This is a genomic window from Odoribacter sp. N15.MGS-14 (genome assembly GCF_000980245.1).
GTDB classification, from domain to species: Bacteria; Bacteroidota; Bacteroidia; order Bacteroidales; family Marinifilaceae; genus Odoribacter; species Odoribacter splanchnicus.
In genome coordinates, this window is the sequence record NZ_LARE01000092.1 from 1 (window position 1) to 8612 (window position 8612).

Here is an 8612-nt window from a genome sequence, read left to right on the forward strand (position 1 = left end):
TTACATTTTCCTAAGTTTTTATCGGTTAAATCCAGTTCTTGTTCTCCGGTAAAAGAATACGAATCCCCGTTTTCAATAACCACAGCTTCGTCAATTGCAATGGTACCAAAATCCAAGCCAATAACACTCAGATTCTTCAACTCCATCTTTATGGTTTCATCATTTACCTTATAAAGGTATACCTTCTGAGGAAAATTCTTTGCAATTTCTACACCGTCAGATGTACCGTCACTATACATCATAATATCCAAGGTTCCCTTGTAAGACCCTGCAATCTTTTCCTCTATCGGAAGCGAATTATCGTCATCCTTGCAAGCAACAAAACCTAGCGAAAACAACGCTACAAACAAAAATAAAATCAGTTTTTTCATAATCAATTTTTCATTTTTTTTTAATATTCCGAAGCTAACGACTAATAAATACGGACGTTTAAATTTGTAAAAAATGAACTGAAAGAAAAAAGTGACTAGATACACTGATACGAAAGCTAGTGATAAAATCAAATAATTTGTAATTCTATCTCTGAAATTGATGTAATTTGAATATTAACCATTTACGTATTTGAAATGTTAATTTTATTATTTAACACACATATTTTATTAATTTTGCACGATTTTTGCTATTAACTATACTCATGTAAAAAAAGGGAAAAATAAACGACGATTAAAACGTCCGTTTATCTTCTTCTCTAATTATCAGAAAATAATATTAATAAAAACAGATGATGAAAAAGAATTTAGTATTTCTCTTAATGGCGTTTTTAACGCTGAATTTTGTAGCTTGTAGCGACGATGACGATGACGACAACGACCCCGTCACAATCGAAGGGCAAGGATTCAACATCGATCAGACTTTCAATGTAACAAGCAAAGACAATACAGCAGAAGTTATAGTAAATATTGCAACAGAGAAAGGAATCGAAAATCTGATCGTTAAAATAGAATCGCCGGTATTGACAGAAGATGTTCTAAATGCAGTAAACCTACCGAAAGAATTCGATTTGGCCAATCCGGCTTCCGAGGAACTAGCCCAAACCTTGATCGGATTTGGTTTGCTATCGAAAGATAAAAAAATAAAAGGCAGTACTGAAACTACTTTCGATGTCTCTCAGTTCATGCCGTTATTAGGAGGATTCGAAAATCCGGGACCTCATAAATTCATATTAACTGTTAAAGACAGTGCCGGGAACAACTTATCGAAGACTTTAACCGTTTATTTTCCTAATCTGAAGAAATAAACACAAACAGTAAATTAAATTGTATGAAAAAATTATTTTTATTCACCCTGATTTGTTCGTTGGGGTTTTTCACAGCTTGTAGTGACGACGATGATAACGACACTCCGACCCCGACTCCTCCAGAGGTCAATCTGGCTAAAGAAATCGAAGGGCTATACAATGCTGACTTATTTTTAACTTATGAATCTGCCAAAGATACCTCCGATCAAACCATTAACTTTTTCCCACAAGGTAAAGATTATGTCAAATTAAAAACCAGTAATATCAATTACAAGATTGGCAAAAATACGATCGGTTCTATTGAAATCGATTCTATCCCTGTAGACAGTAACTTCACCAAAGCAGCAGATCATAATATCTATTTCAAAATTACCAATAAAAAGGTTACTTTAAGTAAGTTAGGAGAAATGACCGCCAATGGAAACGGAAGTATCGGAGGAGGAGCCATCCAGTTCCAGTTGAAACTCCAAAATACCGATCTGACCGTCGACCTGAATTTCAAAGGCCGGCAAACGATGAACGATCAGCCGGAAATCCTGAAGATGATCTTCGATAACGATATGGTCTTGTCCCAGCCGGAAATCAAATACGAAAATTATAAATATGAAATCGTATTCTACGTCAAACCGGATGCCGACCTTTCAAAACTACAATTGACTCCTATTATCGAACTCTCTAAAGGCGCTATCGTGAAACCTGTTTCGGGAGAAGTAGTCGATTTTTCGAAAGCCATCGATCAAGGAGACAATACGGAATTTGTCTATTTCAATGTCGTATCGGAAAATTATCAGAAAACCCGTCAATATCGGGCAAGATTTAAAATAGGTCAATCTGTTCCCAAAGCAACGTTTGAAAATTGGGTTTCCGAAGGCAATGATTTTTATAAACCGGAAGGCCAATGGGCCACTTCAAATAAAGGGATATCTTTAATCAAGATATTCCCCGGATTATACGATGGCGGAGCGATTGTTGCCCCGGTAACAGAAGGCCAAAGCGGGAAAGCAGCCAAGATCTCGACTGCCTATACAACAGGTAAAGAAAGTATACTTGGTTTTCCCCCTATTCCGGTAATTACTTCCGGTTCTTTATTCTTAGGTGACTTTGAGGTCGATACCAAAAATACGTTGAATAGTACCCAATTCGGTATTCCTTATTTTCAGAAACCGATCCGGGTTAAAGGATATTATAAATACAAACCCGGAGAAAAGTACTATTATTGTAAAGACCCGAAAAATAATTCCAACAAAGCCGAATTAGACCCGGAAAAAACCGACCAAGGCGCTTTGAGTGCTGTTTTATACGAAGTAGATAATTACACAGAATTCCTCAATGGTGAAACCATTTTCAATTCAGATAAAATAGTCGCTATTGCTCAGCTGATCACCGGCCAGCAAGATAGTTTCAAGGAATTTGATTTAACCCTGGACTATAAACAGCAGTATAATCCTGCCAAAAAATATCGTTTTGCGGTTATTTTCTCCTCGAGTAAAGATGGAGACAAGTTCTGCGGAGCAGGAGGAAGCGAGTTGATCGTCGACGAAGTTGAAATTATCAACGAATAATTTAATGATATTATCCCCAAAAGTTTATTGTAAAACTTTTGGGGATTCGTATTTCTTTCAGTCAAGCCCCCCGGTATTAAAAAATAGAATTATTAATATCCGTCGTAAACCGCTCCAAAGTTTCCATACCGATAAGTGAATTTCCATGCCGGTTCAATTCGGGACTCCACACCGTAATGGCTAAATTACCCGGAATATAGGCAGCCACTCCTCCCCCGACTCCACTTTTCCCAGGTAGTCCTGCCCGAAAAGCAAAATCTCCCGATTCGTCGTAGAAACCACAAGTCAACATTAAGGCCCCCAGACGTTTGGATTGACTGACCGTCAGAATTTTTTCCTGATTAAAAGGATTCACTCCATGGTTTGCTAAAAATAAAAAAGCTCTGGTCAGCTCCTTGCAACTCATAGCAATGGCGCATTGATGGCAGTATACATCCACCACATCTTCCACATCATTTTCCATATTGCCGAAGCTTTTCATCAGATAGCCCAAAGCCATGTTCCGGTCCGCATGTTCACGTTCCGAGCGGGCAATGTGTTTATCATAGTAGATATCGTCATTGCCACATATACTTCTGACAAACTGGAGAATAGCATCTTTAGGCTGTTCATAAAGACTCATCAGACGATCGGTGACCACCAGAGCCCCGGCATTGATAAAAGGATTACGCGGAATACCATGTTCATATTCCAACTGTACAAGCGAATTAAAAGGGTTCCCCGAAGGCTCACGTCCGACGAACTTCCAGATACGATCACCCAAATGGCGGGTTACCATGGCTAATGCGAATACTTTAGAGATACTCTGAATAGAAAAACGAATATCCGCATCTCCTACCTGAAAAGAGTGTCCGTCCAATGTCTCGATAGCTATTCCATATCGTTTCGGCTCTACTTCCGCTAAAGCCGGTATATAATCCGCCACCTTTCCTTTTCCCCAATAGGCTTTCAATTCCTGGTGTATTTTTTCAATGACAATCCCGTAATCCATAAGTATTTTTTTAGGCGCACAAAGATACACCAAAAAACGTTTAAAACGTTTTCATAAGTAAAAAAATGATTCTTCATATAAAAAATTGTCCTGAAAGTTCGAGGTAGAACCTTTCAGGACAATTCTTTGCTTATCGAGCCTATTCGGATAGGACTAAACCAAGGCAGTACCTTCTTTTTGAGGAGCTTCTTCTTTCAGAAATTCACCGGCCTCATTGAAATAAACGGTCAATGTGGAATCTCCTTTTTCTATAATCAGTTTATAACTGTTATCAGAACCTTTTGCTGCCTCTTTGGTCGTATAACCTTCATATTTTGCCGTTACTGCAGCAACCACTTTTTCAGGTACTTCAGCTACCTCTATTTTCGTATAAGTCACTTTTTCCTGAGCCAATAGCATCGGAGCTTCTTCTTTCACCACGGTATCCTTTTTCACCACAGTATCCTGTACATTTACGGGAGCGATCATCAGACTTTCAGCAGATGCCGGAATAGCAAATACACATACAACCAATGCTACAAATGCGCTTTTTACTAAATTTTTCATGACATTCAAATTTAATTGTTAATAATTATGTTGTCGAACTCTTATTTCTAACTGCGTTCGTAAAACAATATGAAAAACTTATGCCGAAAATTTCGCAGCAAAAGGGAGCGTAAAACAAATCATTATTAATCAATTACTTAAAAATCATAAAACAGAATAGTTATACTCTATTTACATTTATTATATGGAAAATCCCCCTATTCGTTCTACAGATTTGGGTAAAATCTCCACACCCAAAAACAATTGTCACCGGGATACCGACAAAAAAGCGGTCACCTTTCCGGATAACCACTTTTTCCTGTAGATTTAATAAAATCTAATCTATTGTTTTGGGCAGTTATATACATATTTACACTTATAAACGTACAGTCAGGGTAACATATATAAACACTTCTATTTATATTCTAAAACATCCCAAATAGGTGACAAAAAACAGAAGAAAATTTACCAAACAGGGTGAAGACAGGCAATACAAACGTTACATCTCCTATTCATAGCCTATTCACTCCTTATTCCCGACGTTGTTGTATAGGAGGTGAATCGGAGATGAATAAGGGTTAATCCCTATCCTGAGAGGTTCCAGACCTGCAAATCACCTGCAATAGGTGGCATGAATAGTGGCCGACCCGACAAGCCGAATAGTCAGAAAAGACAGGCTTCCAAAAAAGCCGATGATAACTACGGAATAAAATGCCCATCGCTTCTTCGTCGCCTTTCGCCAATAAACGGATAATATTTTTTTCCTGTTCTTCTGCCATCGGTCCGTTTATTCTACCTCCAACCGTCTGTCTTTCGGATATTTCACCTTATAACGCAGGATAAGATCGCGCTGTTCGCCGGGTTGCAAGGTCAACGGCCAGGTAACGATACCGGTATCGCCGTCCACTTTGCCACCGCTCACCTCTTCGGCAGTCACGGTAATGCTGCTGTTGGCGGAGACGGGAAACTGATCGTAAAGAGTCAGATCAACCGCCTGCGGACGATTATTCCGAACGGATATTTTCCAACCTATCGTCTGTGTCTGCATAGCTCCCATCAGTTTCCGCGAGGTATATTCATGCTCTTTCGTGCGCTGTACGGCAATCTGCCGGTCGCGTCCGAGAGAAAACGAAAGCGTATCCCCGGCCGTATTCACATCGAGCACCGATTTACCGATGAACGTGCCTTCGAAATAAATGTTGGCTTCTCCCTCCAACAGGTTAAGCTTGCTCCAATCGGTAACCTGTGCCATCAAAAAGGCATCTTTATCGATTTTCGGAGTACACCGGTAGACATAAGAGACCGGCAGTTCATAGCGGCCTATCTCTGCCACAATAGGCTTATTGTCCGATAAAACCGTATAGGGCATCTTAATCCCGAACTCATAACCTGTCGGTTGCCGGGTTTGTTCTACTTCAATCGGTATGCTCCCCGCCTCCTCTTCGGCAACTACCTCTTCCACAGGCGCGGTAGCCCTAAGAGCCAGAGTGTTTTTCCGGACTTTCCGGGGAGAGCCATGACCGGCAACCACCACTTCCTCCAAACTTTGCGTATCAGGATCCAAGACAACATGCAACGTATTGCTACGCACATCAACCGTCCGCGAAGTATAGCCGATATACGCAAATTCCAACCGGTGTTGTCCCTCGGGCATCGTCAACGAATAACGGCCGTCGACATCCGTAGCGCAACCGATAGTAGTACCCGGAATTTTAACCGTAGCTCCGATCAAGGGTTCATGGGTAATGGCATCCGAAACAATACCCGATACGTTATTTCCATTCATTTCATCGCGATAGACCGGTGCCGCCCATCCATAATTCAGCCGATAAGGCAACAGCCGGGGAGCCACATTCCCCGTTGAGGGACTGGAGGAAGAGAGCGACAAAGCGACATTTTTCCATGCTTCGCCCGTATGTTGAAAGATATTCGCTTTATAAGTAATGGAAAGTGGTTCGGTCAGACTCTCCGAACGAATGTCGTAGGAAGGAAACCAACCGGCATTTTTAACATAATAGCTCAAGGTGAAGGTTACGGTACAGGCAGCCGGAGCATGAATACCCACCAGGATTTCCCCGGTACGTTTCAAATCCTTCCCTTTCACCTGGGCCAATTCCCGGGACACCTGCCGATGCCGCCCGGACAGTTCTTCCAGCTGCCCGCCAATAGTCAATTCTTCGGCAGTGAGCGCTTTCATCCGTTCGGTGAAATAAGCGGTCGCTTCCCGGACAGTCGCCATAGTCAACGCATTGCTTTTACCACCTATCGTACAATTGTTTTTCAATACCTCCTGCCCCGCCTTCACGACAGCAAGAGCCGCTTTCCGTTCTTCCTGTTGTTTTTCTATTTTTTTCAAAGTCTGCTGCAACTGCTCCTGCTTACGCCCTACCGCCACACTGTCCAGGAAATTATATTGCAGATTCACATTCGTGATCGTCAGTTTTCCCTTCGCACTCACCTGCATACTCCGGGCATCGAGATAAGGTGAAAGACCGGTAAACAGTAAAGCCGAATTGCCAGCCGGGATGTCCACCCGTTTAGTACGGGTTACCTGTGCTCCGTCGATAAACAGCATGACTTTCTCTGCCACCGTTTCCACTTTGCGCTGAGCCGTCGACACCGTGGTCACTATACACAGACAAAGAACCAGCCCTACATAATTCCTGAACTTTTTCATAATCCCAATTAAAATAAGGTATCTATAATTCCTCTGACCTTTGTTTCAGTATACAAATATAGTGAAAGGTGAGAGCAAAAACAACAAACTGGTTTGATTGATTTTACCGAACCGAAAACAACAGGAACCATGATAATACAAAACGGCCGCCGGAACCCCGGCAGCCGTTTCTTTATCATCGGATAATATTTTTACTTTCTGGCCAGTTGAAGCAAAATTTCCATGACCTGGATAGCGCTCTTCGATACTTTCGTACCGGGTCCGAATACGGCAATTGCACCGGCATCGAACAGGAATTGATAATCCTGGTGAGGAATTACACCACCCACATATACGAGGATGTCTTCCCGGCCTAATTTTTTCAATTCGGCGATAACAGCTGGTACCAGCGTTTTGTGTCCGGCAGCCAGAGAAGAAACACCAACGACATGCACATCGTTTTCAACAGCTTGTTTAGCCGTTTCTTCCGGTGTCTGGAACAAAGGTCCCATATCGACATCGAAGCCCATATCGGCATAACCGGTGGCAACCACTTTGGCTCCCCGGTCGTGACCGTCCTGGCCCATTTTAGCGATCATGATACGTGGACGACGTCCGGTCAGTTCGGCAAACTCATCGGTCATTGCCTTTGCTTTCTCGAAGTCGGCATCTTCGCCGGCAACACTTGAATATACTCCACTCACGGTTCTGATAACAGCTTTATAACGTCCGACAACTTTTTCACATGCATAGGAGATTTCTCCCAGAGAAGCGCGTTTCTTAGCAGCATCTACAGCCAATTCCAGCAAATTACCTTCGCCGGTTTCGACACATTTGGTGATAGCGTCCAGAGCAGCGTCTACTTCAGCCTGATTACGTTCGGCTTTCAGTTTTTTCAGACGGGCGATCTGAGCTTCACGTACGCTGGTATTATCGATCTCGAGGATATCGATCGGATCTTCTTTTTCCAGACGATATTTATTTACACCCACGATAGTCTGTTCGCCACTATCGATACGAGCCTGTGTACGGGCAGCAGCTTCTTCGATACGGAGTTTCGGAATACCCGATTCGATAGCAGCAGCCATACCACCCAGTTTTTCAATTTCCTGGATATGTGCCCAGGCTTTGTGTACCAATTCGTTGGTCAGGTTTTCTACATAGTAAGAACCGGCCCATGGGTCGACAGCCTTACAAATGGTAGATTCTTCCTGGATATAAATCTGAGTATTACGGGCAATACGGGCAGAAAAGTCGGTCGGCAATGCAATAGCCTCATCCAAAGCATTGGTATGCAATGACTGTGTATGTCCCAGAGCAGCCCCCATAGCCTCGATACAGGTACGACCCACATTATTGAACGGATCTTGTTCGGTCAGTGACCAACCCGACGTTTGCGAGTGAGTACGCAAAGCGAGAGATTTCGGATTCTTGGGGTTGAACTGTTTTACGATCTTAGCCCACAACATACGTGCGGCACGCATCTTGGCGATCTCCATAAAGAAATTCATGCCGATAGCCCAGAAGAAAGACAACCGCGGAGCGAATGCGTCAATATCCATACCGGCGTTGATTCCGGCACGCAAATATTCAAGACCGTCGGCCAGCGTATAAGCCAGCTCTATATCGGCTGTCGCTCCG

Annotated in this window: 8 protein-coding genes; 2 read left to right on the top strand and 6 right to left on the bottom strand. The window is 42.6% G+C overall.

The genetic code is table 11. From position 1 onward, the window contains the following. Positions 1–371: calycin-like domain-containing protein (locus WS34_RS13445; RefSeq protein WP_046405412.1), on the bottom strand; the 371-nt coding region annotated here is incomplete at its 3' end. 350 nt (positions 372–721) lie between these two features. Between WS34_RS13445 and WS34_RS13450 the strand changes: the two genes are divergently transcribed. Next, positions 722–1237 (top strand): hypothetical protein, encoded by a 516-nt coding sequence (locus tag WS34_RS13450; protein ID WP_286693792.1) that lies wholly within the window; start codon positions 722–724, stop codon positions 1235–1237. A gap of 23 nt (positions 1238–1260) precedes the next feature. Next, complete coding sequence (locus tag WS34_RS13455) at positions 1261–2799, top strand: PCMD domain-containing protein (protein ID WP_046405417.1); 1539 nt, start codon at positions 1261–1263, stop codon at positions 2797–2799. A 76-nt stretch (positions 2800–2875) separates the two neighbouring features. Here WS34_RS13455 and WS34_RS13460 read toward each other — a convergent pair whose 3' ends face one another. From WS34_RS13460 to WS34_RS13480, 5 genes are all read right to left on the bottom strand, one after another. Then, complete coding sequence (locus WS34_RS13460) at positions 2876–3790, bottom strand: glutaminase (protein ID WP_022161465.1); 915 nt, start codon at positions 3788–3790, stop codon at positions 2876–2878. A gap of 153 nt (positions 3791–3943) precedes the next feature. Beyond that, positions 3944–4336, bottom strand: coding sequence for a hypothetical protein (locus WS34_RS13465; RefSeq protein ID WP_046405419.1), 393 nt, complete (start codon positions 4334–4336; stop codon positions 3944–3946). A gap of 557 nt (positions 4337–4893) precedes the next feature. Next, positions 4894–5094: a hypothetical protein gene (locus WS34_RS13470; protein ID WP_046405423.1), complete on the bottom strand. Its 201-nt coding sequence runs from the start codon at positions 5092–5094 to the stop codon at positions 4894–4896. Between the two features lie 8 nt (positions 5095–5102). Next, the gene (locus tag WS34_RS13475) at positions 5103–6992 is read right to left on the bottom strand and encodes a DUF4139 domain-containing protein (protein WP_286693793.1); all 1890 of its coding nucleotides are present in this window, start codon (positions 6990–6992) and stop codon (positions 5103–5105) included. A gap of 191 nt (positions 6993–7183) precedes the next feature. Then, the coding region (locus WS34_RS13480; protein WP_046405426.1) for a methylmalonyl-CoA mutase family protein at positions 7184–8612 on the bottom strand (1429 nt) is incomplete at its 5' end.